This is a genomic window from Gimesia sp. (genome assembly GCF_048260065.1).
Classification (GTDB): domain Bacteria; phylum Planctomycetota; class Planctomycetia; order Planctomycetales; family Planctomycetaceae; genus Gimesia.
Genome location: NZ_JBLXHC010000005.1, coordinates 467304 through 492600, shown reverse-complemented (window position 1 = coordinate 492600; position 25297 = coordinate 467304). Strand labels below are relative to the sequence as shown.

The window sequence follows — 25297 nt, the reverse complement described above, 5'->3', positions numbered from 1 at the left end:
CATTCTCAAGCGATTTCTCGGGTGCATGACATGTTCAAATCAGGTTTAGACGACAAGAGAACTGCTCGTCGGGACCAATGAGTCGGAATTGCCACGTTTTTGAAGGGATTTGCGGCATCAGCCCAGCCAAAATGTGATTGGCAGCCGCATTCCAGTTGTTCCAGATCCGGAGCAACGAAACCGAGTTTTGGCTGTCCGACATCAAACTGAAATTCAGAGTGAGGCATCTGGAAGCTACCGGTCAAAGCCCCCTCCACGTATCCAGCGATCAAGGCACCTGCTGTCGTTGTCAGGTAACCGACAGTGTGAAGCTGTTGCGGCCGTCCCTTCCAATACTGGTCAGCTTCCACTCCCCTCGCTGCCGCATCTGCCGCCTGTTCTTCCCTTTCACGACGTTCTAAGTCTGACATCAATTCGAAATTCATCACGTCAGGATTAACGTTACCACGACAAAACGCACAAGGTAATCCTGGTCGGTATGCAGATATATTGACGAGTTGCTCGGTCAACTTCCCATCCGTACCATCCATCCGGACACCAACATCGATAACGGGCACCAAGTAGTGCCTAGCCAACTCATCTAGCGCAACACGCCCATGAACGCTGTCAGTACATCCCAGTATGAAATCGCACCGAAGCAACTGATCAGTAACATTCGGATGAAGTACATTTCCGACCATCGGCACAACGCTGGCATCTGGGTTGATCGAATGGATCATCTCACGCATTAATTCGACCTTGTAAGGAAGCGGTGTCAGAGACAAATGTTTCCACCCACTCCCTTGCAGTCGCTCCAGATTCGACGTCGACAGACGCTGAGGGTCGACAACAACGAAGCTGCCAACGCGAGCACGTGCCAAAACGAGGACGGCGGGAGACCCAGTGCCGCTGTTACCGACGACCCCAATCGTTGAGTTCTGAAGCCGTAATTCGGCCTGTGCTCCCATTAGAGATTGAAGCCGTGCAGTAGGAGACTCAGATTCATCGACACTCAACTCTGCGGACATCAATTGCGATCGATACCGGCTTACGGTGTCACCAACGCTGATTATTGAAGAAACAGGAAGCCACTGCCCTCGGTCGTAAATACGACCGGAAAAGCTAAGCCCACGATCGCTCCGCTCAAAAATCAAGCTGCAGTATGGACGCCCGCCGCTGAACGCGGCAAACTCTTTTGCAAAGTAGCTGTCCATGTCGTCATCAAGATCACTCGGATGAACCGGGCAATCTACGGGATGGGAATGCACAACACCAACCGCGAGGCCATCAACATTCGCAGACTCATGGAATGCGCGCCGGGAGTAGTCTTCATGAAACGTTGTCAGGGCAGTTTGCCGATCCAAGTCGCCGGAAACCGGCCACAATCCATCAACAAAGCAAACTACGATACCCCACGAAGTACGCCGATAGCCAAAACGAAAAAAAGTTCCCCACTCTCGATGTGGATACCGTTGGAAAAGGTGTTTTTCGAGCCGCATCAAATCCGACTCGCGGATGCGGACGAGACCGGTGCCCGCATCCATTGAGACGTTCAGTTTATTCACGCTATGTCGTGTAACCATGACATGATCTCCCCAATATATGTGTGAAAGCCGTGCTTGGTCGGGTTCCACGCTGGCCCGATCCCATTGTTGTGTGGATGGTAGCTGACAAGTTGCCAGGTTCGGCCAAGTGCATTGACAGTGCTGCCCTGCGGCTTACCCTTAACGCGGCCAAGAAGCGGGGAACCTTGAGGCAAATATGCACCATCAATCATCTTCCCCGGATAAGCTCCAGGAATCAGAACTAACACATCGGTCTTGTCGATCGACAGTTCAGGTCTCACCGAGAGGTCGTGATATACCACGGCGGGAGGCTTATCGACAAACGAGATATTCGCTCCGCCTTCAGTCAATTTCCCAATCTCGGCTGTGACACGAGACTGTTCATACCCGCCTGTGACACCTTTGCGAATAACTTCGAAGGTCGCACACAAAGAAATCGCAATCTGCTCAGCGAACTCAATAAGCCTGTTGACACCACCACTTGTCAGCCGAACACAGGTTTCGTTTGGTTTCTCTGGAAAAACAAGTGCCGCGATCTCGCCACCGGTCATATTTGGCTTCACGCCATCGTCTTCAGTAAAAACACGTGAATTGACAGTAATTTTCAATCCATCGTCACGTTGTCGAGTGACAAATACTGGGCCATCGTCGTACACAGCAGATTCATCTAGACCGATAGGTTCGTCGTTGGGACGTTCGTAGTCGCGGACCAGCTGCACGTTGAGTGCCATGCCAAAAAGCTGAAGCACCATCTTTCCGGTTTGTTCCCGACGAGTGACGAATTCCACCCGGTCGTCGACAAAGATTGCCAACTTTGCCGGATCTTGGCACCCAGCTCGCGGCTGGACGTCACACCGTCGTAGTGTATAAAAGACATTGCCTTCTTTCAGATCGACACTGCCATCATCATCGAGAACAACATCGTTTGGAGAGTTGTGATCTCGAACCAGTACAAAGTCTTTGTCTACTGATGCTTGCGCCCGAATCACCGCCACTTCAACGATCCGTCGAGGCATTGAAACCCCAACATCATCTACAGTGACCCGCCACTTGGCGTCTCCACAACCGTTTTCGTTTTTAAACATTACTTGTCAACCTCCTATACCTAGATGGCTTCCTGGCTGGGCGACAGCACCCAGCCCCACACTCAGTTTAACGAGCACTGCTAAGTTTGTCAAGCATTTAATTGGCAGTGCTTGACAAACTCAGCACCATGCTGTATTCTTAAGCTAAAGAAACACATAAAAAGGAGGTCTGAATGGCCAAAAAGTCTGCTAATCCAGACAAGCAAGCAGAGGTGTCCTCGACTTCAGACCAGACACTTGGGAAATACCTGTCCAGTCTTCGCGGCATGAAAAAAATGACGCTGCGGGAAGTTGAAAACGCAACCGACAAGGAAGTTTCCAACGCTTACCTGTCACAACTCGAAAACGACAAGATCACGAAACCCGCTCCCAGCGTACTTCATGCCTTGGCAATTGTTTACGGGCAACCTTACGAAAGGCTGATGGAGAAAGCCGGCTATCTGCCCGCTTCATCAGCGTCTGGCGCTCTGCGAAGTGGAAAGCGACATGGCAAGACAGCCACATTCGCAAACGAAAATTTGACAGATGATGAAGAGGAAAAACTCATCGAGTATCTGGCGTTTCTCCGCTCGCGGAAGGGATAAGGTGGTCTGTCATGATTCAAAGCTATTAACACGACAGCAACGGCTCATTCGCAAACGCGCCCGGCAATCTCTGAAGTTGTTTGATGTCTTTGGACCGGAAATTGCTAACGTGTTTGAAAAGCAAGCCTACGTCTTAACTATTGAGGCAATATTCCAGCTAGACGCTTTCACCGACAAAATTACATACCATGACACCAACCTCGTATCTCCAAACCGTTCCCCTCTCAATTTAGAAAGTACTTTTTAAATCTGGTTTATCTCAGGGCCGTTGCTGACTGGTTTTCTGCTGACCTGACCATGATCAATCAGGAAACTACCAGTTTCATTTGGACTGATTCTGTTGGTGGTAACTATGTGATCGGTCGAAACATCCAACCTACTTCTAGGCGAACTTCTCCCCCTGATTATACGAAGCTATTAATATAAGCTTCCGGGGAATCCCAATGAAAAGTGTTCACAACAACTACACGCCTCAAAAAAGGTCTTTAGCACCTGCAATCATGGATAAGATTCCCAGGTAAATCACAATCACAGCTCCTATTCTGTAAAAGACAGGACGAGATTGTGGGATTCCTCGATAATCGTGCGCGACTCCGGTTAAACCCGTATAGCAGCCGAGTAATACCATCGCAAAGCCACCGAGAGTCAATGTGAACGGGAGCACGCTAAGTAGCCAGTAGTTTTCCGGATTCTTCAGGGCGCTTTTTATCGCAAGCAGAGTCAATGTGACTATTCCTGCCAAGGCATTCCAGCCCGGCAATGGAATAACAGTGTTTCTTTCCTCCTCGACAGGGTCTGGTTTTTCAGGGACGAATCCCGGAAACAATCCGATCTCAAATGCCTGGAATTTCCGACCATCCTCGTGAATGACCTCCGTTTCTGGCTGGATGTAACCGAGTTCTACATATTCCTGAAGTTCGTTATAAGAATAGGGTCCTGCGAGCAGCCCCCCGTCATCAAAACGCCATTCTGTAGTTTCCCGTTTTTCGGGGACTGGATAGTCGGTCATGAGGCACATTCTCTTTCATTGTCGGTGTATCAAAATGACTCTCTATTCACCTGGGGATTAAGAGAGTGGTAGAAAACGGGCATTCCGCCTCAACCAGAACAGTGAGGTGAGCAGAAACGCTCCTTCACACAGTGCGACAATGAATATGAAATATTCGATTAACTCGACTGCCACGGTTTTTGAGACGAAGCTGTTTTGGTCAGTCATCGAGATGATCGCGATCGTGCAGAGAAACAACAGTAAATGGACCGCAGTTGCGAATACGATACTGATGATGAAGATATTAGGACCTGACCGGCTTAACGTCCTGAGACGAGCCCCTCCGATGAAGAGCGATATTGTTACCGCCAGTGAAACGAGCGTGTTGACAAACATCGTCAAAACTTCCACTCCAGCTAGAGAGGCGTTCTCAGCTAACAGGCCCCCGCTGATCATTTCTGAAACGGTATAGAGGCACCAGAGCCAGGGAGAGATCTGGAGCGAGTAGATACATATCCAGTTTGCCATGGCTGGCAGTCTGGGATTGGTAAACAAAGGCTCGATGGGATAACTCTCAACAGGGGGCGCCGGAGGAGATCGCAAAGCAGATTCTTCAGTTCCAGATTCGAATTCACTACAGGCAGACAGAGGCTTCCACTCCTTCTCATCAGACGAGTAGGCATAATCTGCCGATCTGATGCGGTTTGACTTCAAGGCATCACTGATTTCCTGGTGAGACAGAGGTCCTTCCGCCTCACCATTCTTTGCCAGCCACCACTGGCTCGGGGGACTTTCAATCGTTTGGTTACTTTCGTCGTGCATGGAATATTCCGATCTTATCTAATGGTTTAAAGGTTGAAATTGTGTTTCTCAGAGAGGCTGAGACTTCAATCGAGTCAAGTTCTGCAGATACTTAGTTCTCTGCACCCTGCCAGCCCCGCTATGAAAGCTAAATGCAACTTAGTGTCTGTCACTGGGGTTTAAGTACACACTATTTGGACATATCTACAGCCGCGAAATGATACTTATAGTCCGTGGTTTTATCGTCGCTGTCAAGTGTTAAATGCCTGCATGACAAAACGAGCAGACATACTGGTGAGATTTGGACAGCGGGTCCGGGAACTGCGCAAAGAGCAAGGTTACTCGCAGGAGAATTTCGCCTATGCTTGTGAGCTGGATCGGACCTACGTGGGCGGGATCGAACGGGGAGAGAGGAATCTGTCTCTGCGAAATATCGAGCGGATCGCCGAAACACTCGGCATTAGCCTGGCTGAGCTTATGGAAGGGGTATGAGGGTACTCAGACCGCTGGTGAATCAACCAGAACCACGCCCAGTTGATCAGAGTCGGCCGTTATTGCTTGGGTGGCTGCTGCGGGAGTGTCAAACAGGTGGGGAAGCTTGACCCTGGTCGCATCACTTTGGCAGACAGCATATCGCAGCCGTGCCTCGATCAACTGCTGACGCAACCGCTGAATGTCTTCCCCGTCCCATGGCGGCTTGATTCTGGGGCCACCAGAGTAAACCGCAAACAGATCTGGATCTTCGAGATCCATTTCTTCATACCAGAACTGTAGGGCAGCTCTGATCAGCATGATTTCCTGTCTCTGTAGCATACTGCTCCTTTCTTAGAACCGGGCACACGGACTGTTTGAGTTAACGGCCTGGAAATGTAAACGCCCTGAAAAAGACTGCATAGAGACTGTTCCAGAGGGGTGAAACCTTCAGTACCGATCACTGATATTTAAAGGCGTCGCCTTCATGTATTGTGACACGGAAACCGTTAAAATTTAGATGTCTTAGCTACAGATACCTTCATAATCCCCTGAAATGAAACATTAAACCGCGTGCTTGCTCACCTCTGTTATTCTGTGTAGTATGGCGACTTGATAAATTGTTTACCTGTCGAGAGTTACCAGCGTTTTCCACTTCAAAGAATCAACAACCATGAATCAGCAGCAGTTATCCTCTTTCATCTGGTCGGTCGCCGATCTGCTCCGCGGCGATTATAAACAGTCCGAATACGGCAAAGTCATCCTGCCGTTCACCGTCCTGCGGCGGTTGGACTGTGTACTGGAACCGACGAAAGATGCCGTCCTCAAGGAAAAAGAGAAACGCGAAGCGGCAAAGATCAACCCCGAACCGTTCCTGAAGAAAAAGTCGCAACAGCTGTTCTACAATACGTCCCCCCTCGATATCAAAAAACTGATGGGCGATCAGGACCATATTCGCGAAAATCTGTTCTCCTATATCGAATCCTTTTCCGACAGTGTGCGCGATATCTTCGAATGCTTCGAATTTCACACACAGGTCGAACGGCTGGCCAAAGCCGGCCTGCTGTATCTGGTCACCGAAAAGTTCGCCAATATCGACCTGCACCCCCAGTTTGTCACCAATGCCCAGATGGGGCTGGTCTTTGAAGAACTGATTCGCAAGTTCGCGGAACTCTCCAACGAAACCGCCGGGGAACACTTCACCCCCCGCGAAGTCATCCGGCTGATGGTCAATCTGTTGTTTATTGAAGATGACGACGCGTTGACCAAACCGGGCATTGTCCGTTCCCTGTACGACCCGACAGCCGGAACCGGGGGTATGCTCTCCATTGCGGAAGAACACCTGAGCGGCCAGAACCCCGACGCGCGGCTGGTGATGTACGGTCAGGAACTCAACGCCGAATCCTACGCGATCTGCAAAGCCGACATGCTGATCAAAGGGCAGGACATCAGTAAAATCATCCACGGCAACACCCTCTCCGAAGACGGGCTGCCCGGCGAACACTTCGACTATATGCTCTCCAATCCCCCGTTCGGCGTCGAGTGGAAAAAGATTCAAAAGGAAATCAAAAGGGAACACGCGCAGGACGGCTTCAATGGGCGGTTCGGTCCCGGTCTACCCCGTGTCAGTGATGGGTCGCTGCTGTTCCTGATGCACCTGATCTCCAAGATGCGGCCCGCGAAAGATGGCGGCAGCCGGTTCGGTATCGTTCTCAACGGGTCCCCCCTGTTCACCGGCAACGCGGGGAGCGGAGAAAGTGAAATCCGCCGTTATGTGCTCGAAAACGATCTGCTGGAAGCCATCATCGGCCTGCCGACCGACATGTTCTACAACACGGGCATCAGCACCTATATCTGGATCGTCACCAACCGCAAGCCGAAACACCGCAAAGGTAAGGTCCAGTTGATCGATGCCAGCGGTATGTGGCAGAAGATGAGAAAAAGCCTGGGCAGCAAACGCAAGGAACTCAGCAGCGAACATATCGACGAGATCACGCGTCTATTCGGCAATGCCCAAAAAGCGACAACAGGCGGCACACCGATCAGCCGGATTTTCAAAAACACCGATTTCGGCTATCAGACCATCACCGTCGAACGCCCCGAACGGGACGAAGACGACAACATTGTGAAAGAGACCAAAGGCAAACGCAAAGGCCAGCCCAAAATTGACACCAAACTACGCGACACCGAAGACGTCCCTCTCAGCGAAGATATCGACGAATACTTCGAGCGGGAAGTCCTGCCCCACGTCCCCGACGCCTGGATTGATCACGATAAAACCAAGGTTGGTTATGAAATTCCTTTCAACCGGCATTTTTATGTCTTCAAGCCCCCCCGCGAACTGGACGAAATCGACGCTGAACTGAAAGGTGTCACAGATCGTATCGTCTCTATGATCGGGGAGCTGTCGCAATGAGTTTCCCGAAGTATGACGAGTATAAAGAAAGTGGTGTTGAGTGGCTCGGTGATATTCCACGCGACTGGAACGTGACAAGATTTAGTCGCCTCGCCAATCACAGCCCTAATGCGTTTACAGATGGTGACTGGATCGAGTCGCCATACATTACCGATCAAGGCGTGCGACTCATTCAAACTGGTAATGTAGGTATTGGTGAGTACCGCGAACAAGGTTTTCGCTACGTATCTGAATCTACCTTTGATGAACTCAACTGCACCGAAGTTTACCCGGGCGACGTTCTTATCTGTCGACTTGCTTCTCCTGTTGGTAGGGCCTGTCTAGCTCCTGATTTAGATTCACAGATGATAACTGCCGTCGATGTTTGTATTCTCAAACCAAACGATGGCATACACGCAAAATACGTCGTCTACATGCTTTCATCAGCTGAATACCTAGGATTCATGGAGTCCCAGTGTCGTGGAGGAACTAGAGATCGTGTTAGTCGTAGTTTCCTTGGCTCTATTCAAGTTGCGATCCCCCCTCTCGATCAACAAAAGTTGATCTCTTCTTTCCTCGATGCGGAAACGTCGAAGATCGACGCGTTGGTGGCGGAGCAGCGGCGGTTGATTGAGTTGCTGAAGGAAAAGCGGCAGGCGGTCATCAGTCACGCGGTCACCAAAGGCCTGAACCCCAACGCCCCCATGAAAGACAGCGGCATCGAATGGCTGGGCGATGTACCGGAACATTGGGATGTCGTCAGTTTAGGAAGGCTCTGCAATGACGTTGCAGATGGACCACACTTCTCACCCAAATATGTAGACGAAAACGCTGGTGGCGTGCTATTTCTGTCTGCACGGAACGTAAAGGTAGATAGATGGGACTTTGACGATGTGAAATATGTATCCGTCGAAGATTGTGATGAATTTGATCGGCGAGTCGTCCCTGAAATTGGCGATGTACTGTACACAAAAGGCGGCACTACAGGTATTGCACGCGTAGTTGACCTTACGATGCGATTCCAAGTATGGGTTCACGTAGCTGTATTAAAAATTAAGAAGACTGCTGCCATGCCAGAATTTGTTGCCTTGGCTCTAAATAGTACTGGCTCTTATGAACAATCTCAACTTTTTACGCGTGGTGCAACAAATCAAGACTTGGGACTGACCCGAATGGTAAAGATTAGACTTTCATTACCGCCAATTGAAGAACAGTCAACAATTATCAACTACTTAGATATAGAAACCAAGCGTATAGATAAGTTGCTGACAGAAGCCGAACAAGCCATCGAACTCCTACAGGAACGCCGCACGGCTCTGATCTCCGCCGCCGTCACCGGCAAAATCGATGTCCGCGAGTACGCAGCACAGGTGACCGCATGAACCAGACACCGAAAACCAGAAAATATAAACACTGCCCTTAAACCTTGAGAACTCACCATGGAAATTCAACCTGACAAACAAAATTTAGATCAGACTTTCTCCACGACGGTCTATTTTATTGATTTCTATCAGAGAGATTATAAATGGACAGAAGAACCAGTCAGACGCCTCCTTGATGATGTGTTCTACCAGTTCGAAGAAACTTATCAGAAACTCTCTGATCTCGATCCCAAAAGAGAACACATCGATTCTAAATATCCTTGGTATTACTTAAACACATATGTCACCAATACTGTCGGAGGACGTGTTTTCGTTGTAGATGGTCAACAACGTCTGACCACGCTGACTCTCATCATGCTGAAGTTGCTCTCGAAAGCAAAGGAGTTCCAATCTAAAACGGCACCATGGCTCGAACGCAAAATTGCAGGTTATTCCGGAACTGAACATGAATTCTGGATGAATCATGTCCAGCATATTCATGTATTAGAAGGTTTAATGAACGGGGTGCACTCATCAGAGATTGATACTTCGACCGGCATTACAGCAGTAAATATGGTTCGCAATTACGAACTGATCAGTAGCGAACTCGATTCCCGACTGACGACGCTACATAAACTGGATACATTTACTCATTACTTCCTTTATCGGCTTGTTTTAATCAATCTCTCAGTAGATACAACTCATGTGCCAATGGTCTTTGAGGTCATTAATGACCGAGGCGTGCGTCTAAAACCATACGAAATCCTAAAAGGCAAACTGCTCGGACAGATAGATAAAATTGAACTTGAAAGTGGTAATTTTAATGAACTCTGGGAAAGCAGTGTTAATCAGGTAAATGCATTTCGCGATGATGAGATCGACAGTTTTTTCCGCTACTGGTTAAAGGCGAAATTTGCGGACACACGAAAAGCAGGACAAAGGTTCGACGGGGAATACCATCGTGAGATGTTTAAATCAGATCTGAACCGCTTACTCAAACTTGATCATAATACACCTGAAGTAAAGTCTTTTCTCAAAAAGTCATTCAAATATTATACAAAACTCTATGTAAAGATCTGGAATGCGACAAAAGATCAATCGGGACAATGCCCCTCTGTATTTTTCAACAGTCTGAATGAGCTTGACACTCAGTTCATGCTGATTCTTTCAGCGTGCAAAGTAAATGATCCAGAAGAATCCGAGAAAATCAGAATCGTCTCGTCAGAGCTGGACCGTTTATTTTCGATGCTTCAATTACAGGGAGCTTACGATTCGAATGAGTTCGCCACAAAATTATTTGAAATCAGTTCGGAAATCAGAGAGCAACCAGTAGCTGAGATCCCAGCCATTTTTGAAAAGCATTTAATCGCAGAAATCCAAAAAAAGCGAGGAACGGAAGTTGCGCAGGCATTCAATTATCAATTGTTTCGCCCCATGTCAGTTGACCGCTTAAATACACGATTTATTCGCTATATCTTCGCTCGGATCGAGAACTTACTGGCCAATGGAATGAAACAACAGATGAAACACGAACTTCGACATCTGGTGACATCACGGGGCGCTAAAACCGGATTCCATGTCGAGCACATCTTATCACGGAATGATGAGAACCTCAGTTTGTTTGAAGGCGATGCAGAACGATTTGATCAAGAAAGAAATCGGCTGGGAGGTATCTTACTTCTGAAGGGCAAAGACAATATCTCAAGTGGAAACGAATTATTTCTTGAAAAACTCAAGTCCTACAGCAGCACGCTACTCTGGAACGAAACACTCCGAGAAGACTGTTACAAAAGTAACCTCGATTTCAAGACGTTTTGTAAAACCAAACAACTTAACTTCAGGGCCCTGACGCGTTTTGGGCCGGAAGAATTGGAAGAACGACAAAAATTACTCTTTGATCTCTGTTGTCTGATTTGGCTTGGTGATGACACACAGTTTGAAATAGTAGCTTGATTTGTTTTTGAAAAATATCACTGCAAGGAATGAGTCCAGATAGCACCGTTCCGCTCACAGGATATTGGAGTCGTTAATGAGCCTGCACAAAGAAATCAAATTCGAAGATGAGATCTGCGACGAACTGTCGAAAGCAGGCTGGCTGTTTGCCGACAAAGACGCGAATCATTATGACCGGGAGCGGGCGATCTATCCCGCGGATGTCGTCGCCTGGGTGCAGGAAACACAGCCGAAAGCCTGGGAAGTCCTGACAAAGAATCACGGCGCAGGAGCAGAGCAGGCGCTACTCAACCGATTGCGGGACGCACTCAACAAGAGCGGGACGCTCTCTGTATTACGACAGGGCTTCGATGTACTGGGGATGCGCCACAAACTCAAGATGGCGCAATTCAAACCCGCGCTGGCCATCAATCCTGAGATCATGCAACACTACGTCGCTAACCGGCTGCGCGTGGTGCGGCAGGTGCGGTACTCTCTACATAACGAAAAGAGTATCGATCTGGTCTTGTTCCTGAACGGTCTGCCGGTCGCAACCGTCGAACTGAAAACCGACAACACACAAAGTATTGAAGACGCCGTCGATCAGTACCGCCATGATCGCGATCCTGCTCCCAAAGGACAGGAGGCCGAGCCGCTCCTGTCGTTCCCTTCGGGCGCGCTGGTTCATTTCGCCGTCAGCAGTCGGGAAGCGAAGATGACCACCCGTCTGGCAGGGACAGCAACCCATTTTCTGCCTTTTAACCTGGGCAATGAAGGCGCCGCGGGAAACCCTGTCAATCCCGACGGCTATATGATCTCCTATCTCTGGGAAAAGGTCTGGCAGCGGGAAAGCTGGCTGGAAATCCTGGGGCGGTATATGGTCGCCGAACTGGATCAGAAAAAACAGATCTCTAAAATCATCTTCCCCCGCTATCACCAGCTGGACGCGACCCGCAAACTGCAGTCGAAAATCCTCTCGGAAGGCCCCGGTCAGAAGTATCTGATCCAGCATTCCGCCGGTTCTGGGAAAACGAATTCGATTGCCTGGTCGGCTCATTTTCTGGCAGACCTGCACAACGCCGAGAATGAAAAGATTTTCGACACGGTCCTGGTCGTCTCTGACCGGAAAGTGATCGATGGACAGTTACAGGATGTCATCTACGGCTTCGAACGAACAGCGGGTGTCGTCGCCACCATCAAAGGGGGCGGCGGCAGCAAGAGTTCAGAACTGGCAGAAGCCCTCTCTGGGGATAAAAAGATTGTCGTCTGTACGATCCAGACATTCCCGTTTGCACTGGAGGCAGTGCGCGAACTAGCAGCCACCCAGGGCAAGCAGTTCGCCGTCATCGCCGACGAGGCGCACAGTTCACAGACAGGGGAAGCCGCTTCCAAACTGAAACAACTGTTATCAGCAGAGGAACAGGAAGCCATTGCCGACGGCGGCGAGATCAGCAGCGAAGATATTCTGGCGGCGCAGATGGCATCACGCGCCAGCGAAAAAGGCATCACTTATGTGGCGTTCACCGCTACCCCCAAAGCCAAAACGCTGGAACTGTTCGGACGGCGTCCTGATCCCAGTCAACCTGCTGGCGAAGGGAACCTGCCGGAACCGTTTCATGTTTATTCCATGCGACAGGCGATTGAAGAGGGTTTCATTCTGGACGTCCTCAAGAATTACACGTCTTATAAGCTGGCTTATAAACTGGCGAACGGCGGCGAAGAATTCGACGATAAGGAAGTCGAACGCGGCGCCGCGATGAAAGGCCTGATGAACTGGGTCCGGCTGCATCCCTACAACATTTCCCAGAAAGTTCAGATCGTCGTCGAACATTACAGGGAAACGGTCGCCTCTCTGCTGGACGGGAAAGCCAAAGCGATGGTCGTCGTCAGCAGTCGCCTGGAGGCGGTACGCTGGCAGCTGGCGATTGAAAAGTATATCAAAGAAAAAGGCTATCCCCTCAAGACTCTGGTCGCCTTTTCAGGGGAAGTCAACGACAAAGAGTCCGGCCCCGAACCGTTCAAGGAATCCAGTCAGGAACTCAACCCTGGTCTGAAGGGGCGCGACATTCGCGAAGCCTTCAAAGGGGACGAATACCAGATCTTACTGGTGGCTAACAAATTTCAGACCGGCTTCGATCAGCCTTTGTTGTGCGGCATGTATGTTGATAAGCGACTGGATGGAATACAGGCAGTACAGACCCTCTCCCGTCTGAATCGCTGTTATCCGGGCAAGGATGATACCTACGTGCTCGACTTTGTGAATGATCCTGAAGAGATTCTCGCCTCATTCAAAGTCTATTTCACGACAGCCAGTCTGTCTGATGTCACCGACCCGAACCTGATATTGGATCTGCGCTCCAAGCTGGACGCGACCGGCTACTATGACGATTTTGAAGTCGAACGGGTGGTGAATGTCGAACTCAACCCGAAATCGAAGCAGAGCCAGCTGGAAGCAGCCATCAAGCCAGTAGCCGAACGACTGCTGAAACAGTATGAAAACGCGAAAGCAGACTTCAATCTGGCGAAACAGAATAACGACGACGAGACAGCGAAAGCCGCAAAGGAAAGAATGGAAGCACTGCAGTTATTCAAGACAGATATGCAGACTTATCTGCGGGCTTATACGTTCCTGTCTCAGATCTTTGATTATGGGAATACGGACTTCGAAAAACGGTCGATTTTTTACCGGCATCTGCAGCGGCTGCTGAAATTCGGACGCGAGCGCGAAGGCGTCGATCTGTCACAGGTCAAACTGACTCACCACAATCTGAAAAACCGCGGCAAGCAGCAGATGCACCTGCACGATAAAGACGGCTTGCAACTGAACCCGATCACCGAAGCGGGCAGTGGTGCCGTTCAGGAGAAGCTGAAAGCCCGACTCAGTGAGATCATCGAAAAGGTGAATGATCTGTTTACAGGCGAACTCAGCGAGAACGACAAACTGGTTTACGTGAATAATGTGATTCTCGGGAAATTGCTCGAATCGGAAACCCTGGTCAAACAGGCGGGCAGCAATTCGAAAGAGCAGTTCGGCAATTCACCCGACTTGAGCACCGAACTGGATGAAGCCATCATGAACGCCCTGGACGCTCACATGGAAATGAGCACCCAGGCGCTGAACTCAGAGAAAATCAAGCAGGGACTGAAAGACATTCTGCTGAATCACACCAACCTGTATGAAGCATTGCGCGAACGGTCAACGAGTGCCTAAGAAACCCGATTTTACTGAGTATTGAAACTATACGTATACCTAGCCTCTCCCAAAATAGCCACATACAACAGAGCATTTGGGACTACATACAGCCTAGTGCCTATCAGCCATACCAACCGGTGCGCTCAAACATATGGTCAGAAAGGAAAACAAATTTCTCTGACCAATTAACAACACGACATTGCTTAGCATCGTCATCCTTTACCCGATTTGATCCACAAAGTTCGTTAAACACTGATACGCTTGTCTCCGTGCAAATGGACGATTTGACATGGCACGCTGTGCATCAAACGAAAGTAGGCAATCCAAACAACCACTTTCACACCGGTCATGATGATCTTGGTCCACATACACAACCTGTTGAGCAAGACGAATCCAATCTTCTCCCTGCGCCAGCAGCTCACGAACATGACCAGCTCCACCGGACACATTGTCATAAATCACAGCCCCCCAAGATGATCCCCCAGAACCAGTTGGGACAACAAGGACCCCAAGTTCGCGTGAATCGAGTTCTAACAGCTTAGCAGCCGCATTTTGAAATGCATACGCGAGTGTGGTAACGAGAGACTCCTCTTCAGCTAAGGCTCCGAGACAATTCGTGAAATCAATTAGTAAAACATCTGTTGTTTCTCTAGCAGCCAAAATATGATTTCGCATCACAGGAGTTTGTACACCATCGCCCCAGCAGACTTCCCAAGGTCGAGTGGATGTAATAGGGGCATGCCGCAAGAAACTCCTCGGCAAGTTCATTTGGCCACTCCCTCCCAATCTCGGTTCACTTTCTGCATAGCCACATTTAAGACAAATCGAGAATCCTCTTTGATTCTCGCCTCGATTGAAAACAAGCAATTCGCCGTCTTCCCGATAGTCAGCCTGAAGCCCGGCTATACCTGCAAAATTTTCAGCCAGTTGTCGTCCTGCTGCAGTAGCATGTGGACGGAAACTGATGCAAAGTGTTTCGGCACTTCCGACACGTTCGACATCCGTGCTCCAACGTGGTGGGTCCCACGCGGCACTCGTATAGCCATGCTTCACAAACAGGAGATACTGAGGTTGACGCTTTGGCAAGCCATCACATATTGGACATTGCTCTGTATCTCCAGCAATCCAATAATAGGAGTGGTCATTTTCGCATTGACAGAATCTACCACGCAACCCTGGTGAGCTGTCAAGACTCGCACCCGTCCAATGCTTGAGGAGCCCACGAGAAGTAATCAACTTACCTGCCGCAAGAAGCTGAGAGCCAGGGACATACTCACCAACTGCCATTATCCCTGACCGTTCCAAGCGAAATTGATCTTCCTCTCGATGTCGCATGGGGTCGGATTCGTCGGGAACAACCACACGCAGTTTTTGTAGACCTATGGGAAACCCATAACTGGGAAGAAACTGCCTATCCGCGAGAGCTTCTATGACTGTCAGCTCGGACAGGAGTTTGAGTTGATAGCGAATGGCGTTTGCTTGAAACTTGTTGCCATCGGCTACCGCATCTACCCAAGAGTCAAGCAGCATTTCATAATCATCATTCCAGTCCTGGATGGATCGTGTGAAAGTGTCAATAGACAACTGGATTAATTCACTCCACTCGGATGTTGCACCATCCATTCCAGTTTTCTCAAAGAGTGTCTCGATTTCACGTTGAACAAGTTCTTCACCATAGTCACGCAGTTGAAACAACCGGGCTCGGAACCGACCTTCAAGACTAGGAGGTGACTCAGTCAAAGCTGGAGGTAAGTTTCTATCCCTCCAGTAAGGAACTTGAGGCTTGCCACAGAATCTTCCCATACTACCAAAGGCATCCATGGCCCCTCTTCTGCCTGCGGGGCCGTAAAGCGATCTAAAGAACTCCCCAAGGAGGTAAGAATGTAAGTGCCTACGCACAACCCGTTTTCGATCAAGAAACACGAGTGGTTTGCGAAGCGGTTGATCAAGATAATCGCCAAATCGACGAAATACCTCACGATCGAAAGGCCGAGGCCGTGCGAAGGTCACAACAGCTGATGATCCGTCAGAACGTCGACCGGCACGTCCTGCACGTTGTAGATAATTAGCTTTGCCGGGTGGAACGTTACCCATGAGCACGGCCGACAAGCCCCCAATATCAATCCCTAGCTCCAAAGTCGTAGTAGCGCTCAGAATGTTCCGAATCCCCGCTTTGAAAAGATCTTGTAATCGCCGATTTTGACTTGGGCTGAGCTGCGCGCTATGTTCCTCTGCCCACAATCCAATTCGAAACACGGGAGACTGTCGGTATTCATTCCGGAGACGGCCGAGCTTAGGATCGGCATCCAGTGCCTCCTCAGTTACCGATTCAAGAGTCCCTTGGCACCCAACTTCCAGCGCACATCCTGCAACCGCTCGAGGCCATATGTGCCCTGTCTTTCGACAACGATACAGAGTGATGGGGCGACGCAGTCCCAACTCCTCGAAGACAATTCGGACCGACCAAACACCTCCACCTTCGTAGCTCTGTCGCTCATCTTTTTCCAGCCACGAAAGCTGTCCTTCGAGGGGCTGCTGTCCAGATGGTTTAGCGAGGTCTACAAGCTGGTCAAAGGCGAGCTCTAGTATTTCTCTTGCCATCTCTTCTGCTTGTACTACTTCCTCAGAGCACTCGTGAAGAACAGCAGTCACGAAACGACGACGAGATTGCTGCGTCGTGCGTCCCACAAAGCGGTCGAGTCTGGCACCTTCATCATGTTTTGAGGTCCATCGCCCTAAGGGGACACTCCCAGTGGGAAAGGATTGATCTTCCTCATCACCAAGAGTAATTGACCCTCTGCTTCTAAGCTCATCACAGAGTGAACATAGTAAGCTGCTCCAGACGCTTGTGAGAGATTCGCGCAACTCAGTGTTAGGAAGAACGCCAAGCACTGAATCAGGAATTGTTACATCATTTAGTCCCGGGTAAGTGATTTCAGCAAGTCCAATCGTTTCGGAAGATACTGCACGCCAAGACGGGGTTGCGAACTCGTGCCCTAGCAGAGTCATCGTGTTTGCTTTTATCTGCTCCCAGTTACGTTCCCAATCTATCTGAGACCAGACCCGCACTGACCCATCGGGGTTATCCTCTGATGCATAGTGACCTCGGCCAGTCTGCGCATCAAGCAATTCGGCGAGCAAACGATTGGCTCCGATTGCATCACACCAAGCCTTCAGACTTCCTCCAGATTCGTGAGAAAATAGTTGCTGTTGTTGCTCTCGTAGATCAGACTCAATCTTTTGTCGAAGTGCAGGTGTCGGCGCAGATTCGAGCCTCACTCGTAATCGCTCAATATCTTCTCTCAAATATGATAGCGTCTCTGGATCAGATGCAAGTTCATCCGCAAGAGCTTGGGCTATGGCAGCACGTACTAGCTGTGTCTCGTGCTGCCTGGTTAGTCGTGGCCCAAGTCTCGCTGCCTCTTGGCGGCTATCACTGAATGCAAGCAGTCGTCGACCGCGAGCGGGGAGAAAAGAGTTGTGCGATGCTGGATAGGGTGGCAGCTCGGCGAGGAGAGTTTCAGCCAAGATCGAAAGAGTTAGTGCCGGTCCCGATCCGAATTGCTCAAATTTTGTACTATCCTCTCCGCATTGTGGACAGTGAGTCACCAAGGCGACGTTAAGGCCAGCCACTCCGGTTCCACTTCGCTCCGCTGTCACAACGCTTAATGTCAGCGACAGTTCTTCAGAAGCAACTGATGGATCAGGAGTAAAAAAATCAAGCTGGCTCTCGTTGCCGGCCATTGCCCGATAGCGATTTTGGTCGAGCGTGCCAGCAAGCAGCCACTCACCGCAGTTATTGCATCTGTAAAGCAGCAGCATGGCAGCCGAACAGAATCGGCAGGTGTCTGCCGTCCCCGCATGTACTGCACCCAACGGAGGCAAAATGAGATCAATGTCCCCTGAACAGTCTTTATTCAGGCAGACCGACAGGCCATCGGTCGCTCGTGCTAAAAGGTGGATTCGATGAGGTATCAATGGATAGCTATCCACGCTGTCCCGGGCAGAAGCGGCGAGTTGTAACAAACTAAACATAGCCTGTTGTGCTTCGGGGCTACGGATTCTCCAAATAGACTCGGACAATTCAGCTAGACGGAGACGCCGCTTTTTCCATAGAACATCCTCAATCTCGTGAATGATGGGCGCGTGGCTCAATACAGAGTTCAGTAGGCGTGCAGGCTCTTCCAAGACTCTATCTACATCGGCTGACGTAAACATACTGACTTGCTTAACTAAATCACGACAATGCTCTGCTGACTTTGCTAGCGTTACGTTGCCCATTGCGTTGGCCACAATAAATGGTCTATCATTCCAAGTCACTGAATTGACCCGATCGACTGTGGGATGCGTTCCTGGTGGAACAACCTTTGGCAAGAGAACTCTTTCATTCTGCCCCTCAATTACCCTCACATGTTCCACATCCTTACTGAAAATTGTCGAGGCATAGCTTCGCAATTCTTCTTCACTACCGGACCCTAAAGTTGCGGAAGTCGCGATTTGCAGGACTGATTTGGAATCGACACCACAGCGAGTCAGAAGGCGTCTCAGTAGAAGCGTAATTTCAGCAGCAAGCGTGCCTGTATAGAGATGTGCCTCGTCAAGCACAACTGCTCGCAACGTGTCTCCGAAGAATACTGCGTCCTGAGGACGGCAAAGCATATACTCCAACATGGAGTAGTTCGTAATAATAATGTCAGGAACGGGGCCACCTTGTATTGGCTCTCCAGCCCTATTTTCCAGTCCCCGGGCTTCTTGTCGTGTTCGGAAACGACACTCTTCCCAGTCAGGAACTCGGTCGAAATCCGCAGCTTTCTTGTCTTCTGGAGTTTCGCTTGTGAAATGAAAAAGTCGAACTAAGTTCTGACCTTTCAACCATGAGTAAAGTCTATCCACTTGATCATTAACCAGTGCGTTCATCGGATAAAGAATTATGCACTTTACGCCTGGCCGATTCTCAGAATTCATAAAGAGATCGTTCAGGATTGGCAATAGGAAGCACTCGGTTTTACCTGCGCCGGTGCCAGCCGTAACGACGATTGCCGGCCTCTCACCGGTCTCGCCTCGGGATTGAGCTTCGACAATCGAGTACTTTTGATGCTCATAGAGCAGGCGCGATGAGGGTACTGCTCCCGATTCATCAAGGATGCGAACGAGATCAGTGTTGAACATGCCGCCTGTTGCCAGAGAATCTAGGCTCGCATCTGATCTTCGGGCAGGAAAGGCCCCTTCCACCCAGAGATCACTTAGGATACCGCCTTCTGCTGCATCACCGGACCAGATTTGACGACAAATCTCGTTGAGTCTTGAATCACGTGCAAAACGGTCATCAGTTGAGAAATTTACGAGACGCTGGCTCAGGGCCTCGGCCACCCGCAGTGCGTCTAATTGTGCCGCTGTCTGTGTTGTCGACTCCATACTTTCCTACCCTTTTTCTATTTCGTCCAGCACTCGCGAAGCAAGGTACTGCCTGAATGGTGCGAGTTGCATTGCGACGGCCAGGTTGCTTTTCTCAATTCCTGTAAGTGTATGACCTGACAAAGTGGAGATTGCGGGATCTGCGATTGCATTCTTCACAAAGAACTCGTCCGCACTCGCATTTGGCCCGACATTCATATTTGACGCTGCACGCGAGAGTGGATCGGAATCTTGCATCCTGTTTGATTTTCCACTCTTGTTAAGTTTTTGCCCAAACTGTGGTCGGAGGACTTTGTCCAAATAGAATTTCAGTGGCATGTTTTGAGGCGGACCTACATCTGCCAACCAATGTTTCATGATATGTCCAGTAACCAACGGCAGTTCAAGAAGCAGCTTGATCACAACATCTCCAAGCGGGTCTTGCTCATTTGTCCCAAGTGCTTCGATGATCTGCGAAACTTGATTCGAATCAGGTATCCATCCCAGATAAAGATCTCGCAACTGCACCGATTCAACTTGATGACGGTCAAATCCTTCATCGTGTTTGAGTGAATGAGGAAGACCTTCTGCGCTGATCCACGCAGTTAGCACCGCATCGGGACACTTATGAGCAAAATTGGCAAATGTTGGAACATCTCGGCCTTGATCACTAAGAAGGATTGGAAGTCGAAACCATCGTACAAGAGATGCTACGAGGTGTTTATTTTGCGAGAAGTCAGCTAGCGAATGCAAAAGGTTTAAAGGGTCGTCAGCAGTCGCACTTCCTAACCACCTACCCTTGAAACTGATCGCAACAATCGACTTTTTCCCAACACCACAGGGTGACGAAACAACCGACCATGTTCGTCGACTATCACTTGAAGTGATGTTCTGCGGGTCGATCATCAGCGGTTCGTTATGATCTCCACAAGGCCACGCGATGACACAGTGTTCTGTTGAGAGTTCAAGTGGACGAGTCAACTGGATCTGAAGCGATTCAGCTCCGTCATGTTCAAACTCGACTCCTTTGATTATGCCACCGTTCGTACACCCTCGAGCAATCGTAAGAAGCTCAGAATCGCAGTTGTATGGTTGACTACGGACAACTAAGGGAGCGCCAATTCCATGAACTCGGCCCAGGGGTGCTGCTCGTTGCCCAAGCCATTTCAGTAGTCGTGGTCCCTCCATCAAAGCAACCTTCGTAATGTCAGATTTATTTGGCAAATACACTCGAAATGAACTCTCCCGGCACTCACGAGACGTAATGACTGATCGCGATTGAATTGCCTCCCAGCCAGCTTCGCTCACACGCGCAGTTCCAACAACAACTGCATCGAGAGAACGACGTAGGTGAGTAATTTCGCCATTGCGTACACCAAGGCGGCAAACACCTATACTGAAAACTAGGCCAGCGTTGGCGTCTTCTGGAGCAATGATCAACTTGGATAGCTCGTTCGTATGCGGGTCAAAAGTCAGTGGTCTTCCGCAGTAGCGGACATAGGCAACATGAAATCCTTCCGGCACCCCCTTAATGACGGTTGTCACGGAATCTCCGATCGAAATCGTGTCAGTGTGGTTTACCGGCTGCACAGATACATGTTGAAGTTGCTGCGGCTCGGCTTGGCGAAGCGGGGCAGTACGAACTTGGGGAGACCAGAGCACGGTTCCATCAGACATTACAACCCGGGTGGAGGAGGAATCCCAGTTCTTGTCCAACAGTACTGCGATCCGTGGGGATGATCCGGTAAGACGAACCCAAGTATCTGAACTTGGTTCTAATCGCAGATCGGGCTGAAGAATGAAAAAGTAGCTTCTAGACTCAGACATCTGATCGCACTCAGAATCAACCTTCTTGCCGCTAGACAAATTGAACACATTTACGTCTGCTGACGAGTCCCATAAGTGGACCAGCTGCGAATGATGGACCTCGCCAACTGGATCAATAAGATTGAGGTAAACCAATGGGACAGATGCAGAGAACTCAACTTGATTGGAATCAGCACGATACGTACCATCATGCTGTCTGAACAGAGACAATAGTGCTGTCTCATCGACCATGAGATGATAGTGTGGCGCAATCAACTCCAACTGCTCGAGATCTGCGAGTTTACACTTGAATTTGGGGCCGACATCATACTCCCACTCCACTTCCACATCCTGAACAAGATCAGGCGTTGGAAGCTCATCGCTTTCACTTCCCTCCTCAAAGTCAATCAGATGCAACTTTTCTCGTGCGAGTCGCACAAGATCGTCTTGCCATTCTGCCAGAACCCATGGACTTTTCTCGATAATTAATCGTAGTTCTTCCTCCGCAATCCAATCTCGTCGATAAAATCGAAGTGCTTGCCAAAGGTCTTGAAATGACTCGCTGGCAAGATCACCAATCAGAAGCCGTCTGACCGAATCTGGAGTATACTGCCCGCATAACCATTCAGGCAAACGTGCCCGAAATCCATGTGCTGCAATACCAAATTGAAGGTGAGTTGTAATGTACCATCCTTGCTTTTCGTCGTCGTCGAATACGTGCCTTAGGTTAAGATGCCGAACTGCCTGTTGAATCCACTGCTTCAAGTCTGCGCTAGGGTGATTATTGGGAAACAGGAGTCGTCGCACATCATCCGAAAACTTTTCAGCAACGATGGGCCATAAGCGGTGACCAATCGCCTCTCTCCTTGCGACTTCGGTGATCAAAATGAGAATAATTGCACCTGCTCTCCACCCGGAGAGGCGAATCATGCTACGTGTAAGCCGTTCCTTTGCCCACAAACAAAGATTGTCGTATTCGCTTTTGCTGAGTCGAAGCTCACAAAGAGATCGCGGAGGTTCGCTTGGCAAACGCGATTGCATATCTTCGACCAGACGAGAGATCGTATCAACGCTTTTTGTGGTTTGTGGCATTGCTCTATTTTACCTTTATGGTATGTGCCAGGCTTGCCAGCACATCTTCACTGCCCATCAAAATAAGGTGATGGCGGGGACGAGAAAACGCGACGTAACAGAGTGCATGCCAATGGTCCTCGTCGCCCGGCATTGTATCATCAAGCTCCACAACAATTACAGCTCCACGTTCCAGTCCCTTGAATTGGTCAATGCTTGCGAATTGAATCTCGCGAGACTTTGGCTCCGGCTCCCCGACAACAAGTTGCAGATTCCCTGACAACTTGATCCGAGTAAGGGCTGATTGGTCAATACGTCGAGGTGTCAACACCACCAAGTCTTTCGGACGAAGTCGCTCCACGTTTAGTAAACGATTTATCGTCTTTCCTAATAATTGTTGTAGTTCATGTTCTGACGAACATGAAAAACTTTCCACATTGCGACCGGCTGGACCTCTAGCAGTGATAGGAACATCACCACGATAATGTTCATGCAACGTCTCACAGATTGCTTGTGTATTTCGGACGTTTTCCTCGAGTGGATATTCAGTCATTCCATCAGGTAGCACACCGCCACCAGAGAATAGAGTTTGATGCGTATCGTGAAAGACGTAGAAAACGCTATCTTTCCCTTCACGAAGACAGCTTTCCAACGCGAGCCACCAGTCTGAGTTTAGATCTTGCCCCTCATCTACAACGATGGCGTCGTACGGTCGCTCAAGTGACTCACCGATGGCGTCAAAAAGTGCAAGAGGATCGCTACCCACTCCCCCCGTCTTCCGTTCAGCGAGTTCATCCACAGTGAGCACATCGAGATTTTGTGTATCCCTTACCAGATTTTTCAGAAAGATCGCTAAAGGCTCCGTATAACACGCAAGCAGCGTGTCGAATCCCTCCATTGCGAGGCGACGAGCTTTCTCGACGGCTAGAAATGTCTTGCCAGATCCAGCCGCGCCTCCGATTGCTGCTCGCCGCACCTTCTTCAAGAGCGATAGGATCATCATCTGTGATTCAGTCAGTCGAATCATTTGCAGATGCTCATCAGCAGACTGAACTGCAAGTGGATTGGGTAATTCAACACTTCTCGCGATCAAACGATCGAGCTCTGATACAATCAGTTCGCCATGCTCGAACGATTGCCCGTCCTGACCGTGGCTGAATTGTAAAATCTCCTCGATTCGATTTTGAAGCTGAGTGAGATCGTCTGAGCCGATGATAATTTCAGGAAGGGACTCGGGGGTCACTGCGTGATGAGGTCGTGCACAGCTGGGAAAACACACAGAATGCGAAAGTTGAATCCACTTACCTCGTAGCGATGGTAATGATCTTAGCTTCTCCAACATCCCATGCTTGCTGCGTCTCACCTGCGCGAAAGGATGAATGTCGTGATCTTCGCCATGGCGGTCCTTACTGATCCATTGCTGTAAAGGGCCATCAAATCGAATTCGACCACCTTTCACTTCGATGAGCAAAACCCCCTTCTTCGGGTGTGCGACAATGAAATCAATCTGTCCGTCGCGGGGCCCCTGGTCAGGGCGAGTTAGCCCCAGCCACGCGACGTCGTAAAAGACCGTCCAACCGAATCCAAGGTGCTCTTTCAACAGATCGTAGATTAGTACTTCGGATGACAGCTTTGGGTTCCTCCGAACCTGCTGGGGAAGTACCTCAGGGTAGATTTTGCATGATGGGGCCATGTGTTACTCCGAGTTGCGGTCATTACTTAATCCCCCCGTAGCTAATGCTATTGCGGTTTCTCAAATACATCGTACAGAAGGTGTACATAAATCGCAAACCTGATCACTTAAACCCATCAAGAAACATTTAGACGTGCTTACCTATCAAGCCGTTACTATTTAGTTCCTACGGATAGATGTAACGGATACCCAATGGGCAGTCCCTGGTACGAAACGGGGACTACTGCTTTCCGAACTGATCCAACATCAACAACCAGATCTGATCTGCTTGACAGACGCAAAGACCGTAAAAACTGGGAAGACCATCTACTCTACCTGGACGCATTAAAGCAGTTGGTGACGGAATTAGATCATAATATTCCCCTGGCGATCATTGGGGATTACAACCAGCGTCTGCCCCGATCAAGATAGCCAAGATATGCCTATGAAAAACTGAACAATGTCCTTTCTTCCGGTCTGAGAGTCCACACCGCAGGTAATCTGGGACCAGAGGGAGCGCAGGTGATTGACCACATTGTAACTACACCCGACCTGTAGTTACTTGACCTGACCGTAATTAGACCGGGAGACCATAGAGGGTGTCAGATTGTCCGACCACTTCGGGATCGCAGGCTTCATTAAGCAACTGAAACCTGAAAACCAGTAGCTTTTGGGATGATTCCAAAAGTACTTTTTAAAAGTTCTATTTAACCGGGTGATCCTAAGCTTTAAAAACGTCTTTTATACGAAGCTCATCCTCGAACCACAGTACTGCCTCATTGAGCAGGTCCTGCGCGACCAGGTTGTAGTGTAGATCTGCCATGTTGACTGAAGTGTGGTTCATCGGGAGGTATTGTTATTATTATCGAGAAGTTTGCCAGTCTGAATCAGTTCCAGGCTTAATCCATATGGGGAATCTTGGATAAAAAAGTCGGCAAAGTCTAACTTTTGATATAGTTAACAATACCTGAAATGATATGGTGAAAATAGCCACAGATTT

General features: G+C 49.5%; 15 protein-coding genes. 7 read left to right on the top strand and 8 right to left on the bottom strand.

Features of this window, described 5'->3' with window-relative positions; genetic code table 11:
- Nucleotides 1–5: 5 nt before the first annotated feature.
- Nucleotides 6–1562 carry a HesA/MoeB/ThiF family protein gene (locus ACN0YN_RS12645; protein WP_417385370.1) on the bottom strand — a complete coding sequence of 519 codons (1557 nt, stop codon included), beginning with the start codon at nucleotides 1560–1562 and terminating at the stop codon, nucleotides 6–8.
- A complete protein-coding gene (locus ACN0YN_RS12640) occupies nucleotides 1541–2629 on the bottom strand; it encodes an E2/UBC family protein (protein ID WP_417385369.1) in 1089 nt (362 codons plus the stop codon). The genes ACN0YN_RS12645 and ACN0YN_RS12640 overlap by 22 nt, the downstream gene beginning before the upstream one ends.
- 173 nt (nucleotides 2630–2802) lie before the next feature.
- Between ACN0YN_RS12640 and ACN0YN_RS12635 the strand changes: the two genes are divergently transcribed.
- Nucleotides 2803–3213 (top strand): helix-turn-helix domain-containing protein, encoded by a 411-nt coding sequence (locus tag ACN0YN_RS12635; protein WP_417385368.1) that lies wholly within the window; start codon nucleotides 2803–2805, stop codon nucleotides 3211–3213.
- Between the two features lie 472 nt (nucleotides 3214–3685).
- On the opposite strand, the gene ACN0YN_RS12630 is transcribed toward ACN0YN_RS12635, so the two are convergent.
- Nucleotides 3686–4222, bottom strand: coding sequence for a hypothetical protein (locus tag ACN0YN_RS12630; RefSeq protein WP_417385367.1), 537 nt, complete (start codon nucleotides 4220–4222; stop codon nucleotides 3686–3688).
- 57 nt (nucleotides 4223–4279) lie between these two features.
- Entirely contained in the window at nucleotides 4280–5023 is a 744-nt protein-coding gene (locus ACN0YN_RS12625; protein ID WP_417385366.1) for a DUF4339 domain-containing protein, read from the bottom strand.
- A 249-nt stretch (nucleotides 5024–5272) separates the two neighbouring features.
- On the opposite strand from ACN0YN_RS12625, the gene ACN0YN_RS12620 reads away from it, so the two are divergent.
- Nucleotides 5273–5494 carry a helix-turn-helix domain-containing protein gene (locus tag ACN0YN_RS12620; RefSeq protein WP_417385365.1) on the top strand — a complete coding sequence of 74 codons (222 nt, stop codon included), beginning with the start codon at nucleotides 5273–5275 and terminating at the stop codon, nucleotides 5492–5494.
- A gap of 6 nt (nucleotides 5495–5500) precedes the next feature.
- Here ACN0YN_RS12620 and ACN0YN_RS12615 read toward each other — a convergent pair whose 3' ends face one another.
- Nucleotides 5501–5815, bottom strand: coding sequence for a hypothetical protein (locus ACN0YN_RS12615; protein WP_417385364.1), 315 nt, complete (start codon nucleotides 5813–5815; stop codon nucleotides 5501–5503).
- Between the two features lie 331 nt (nucleotides 5816–6146).
- Between ACN0YN_RS12615 and ACN0YN_RS12610 the strand changes: the two genes are divergently transcribed.
- The 4 genes from ACN0YN_RS12610 (at nucleotide 6147) to ACN0YN_RS12595 (ending at nucleotide 14372) form a co-directional block, all read left to right on the top strand.
- The gene (locus tag ACN0YN_RS12610; protein WP_417385363.1) at nucleotides 6147–7889 is read left to right on the top strand and encodes a type I restriction-modification system subunit M; all 1743 of its coding nucleotides are present in this window, start codon (nucleotides 6147–6149) and stop codon (nucleotides 7887–7889) included.
- Nucleotides 7886–9250 (top strand): restriction endonuclease subunit S, encoded by a 1365-nt coding sequence (locus ACN0YN_RS12605; protein WP_417385362.1) that lies wholly within the window; start codon nucleotides 7886–7888, stop codon nucleotides 9248–9250. The genes ACN0YN_RS12610 and ACN0YN_RS12605 overlap by 4 nt, the downstream gene beginning before the upstream one ends.
- Nucleotides 9251–9307: 57 nt before the next feature.
- Complete coding sequence (locus ACN0YN_RS12600) at nucleotides 9308–11182, top strand: DUF262 domain-containing protein (RefSeq protein ID WP_417385361.1); 1875 nt, start codon at nucleotides 9308–9310, stop codon at nucleotides 11180–11182.
- A 76-nt stretch (nucleotides 11183–11258) separates the two neighbouring features.
- Nucleotides 11259–14372 (top strand): type I restriction endonuclease subunit R, encoded by a 3114-nt coding sequence (locus ACN0YN_RS12595; RefSeq protein ID WP_417385360.1) that lies wholly within the window; start codon nucleotides 11259–11261, stop codon nucleotides 14370–14372.
- 201 nt (nucleotides 14373–14573) lie between these two features.
- Here ACN0YN_RS12595 and ACN0YN_RS12590 read toward each other — a convergent pair whose 3' ends face one another.
- From ACN0YN_RS12590 to ACN0YN_RS12580, 3 genes are all read right to left on the bottom strand, one after another.
- Nucleotides 14574–19523 carry a DEAD/DEAH box helicase gene (locus tag ACN0YN_RS12590; RefSeq protein ID WP_417385359.1) on the bottom strand — a complete coding sequence of 1650 codons (4950 nt, stop codon included), beginning with the start codon at nucleotides 19521–19523 and terminating at the stop codon, nucleotides 14574–14576.
- Between the two features lie 252 nt (nucleotides 19524–19775).
- The gene (locus ACN0YN_RS12585; RefSeq protein WP_417385358.1) at nucleotides 19776–22646 is read right to left on the bottom strand and encodes a hypothetical protein; all 2871 of its coding nucleotides are present in this window, start codon (nucleotides 22644–22646) and stop codon (nucleotides 19776–19778) included.
- Between the two features lie 4 nt (nucleotides 22647–22650).
- Entirely contained in the window at nucleotides 22651–24318 is a 1668-nt protein-coding gene (locus ACN0YN_RS12580) for an NERD domain-containing protein (protein WP_417385357.1), read from the bottom strand.
- Between the two features lie 192 nt (nucleotides 24319–24510).
- Between ACN0YN_RS12580 and ACN0YN_RS12575 the strand changes: the two genes are divergently transcribed.
- Nucleotides 24511–24729: a hypothetical protein gene (locus tag ACN0YN_RS12575; protein WP_417385356.1), complete on the top strand. Its 219-nt coding sequence runs from the start codon at nucleotides 24511–24513 to the stop codon at nucleotides 24727–24729.
- Nucleotides 24730–25297 lie beyond the last annotated feature (568 nt).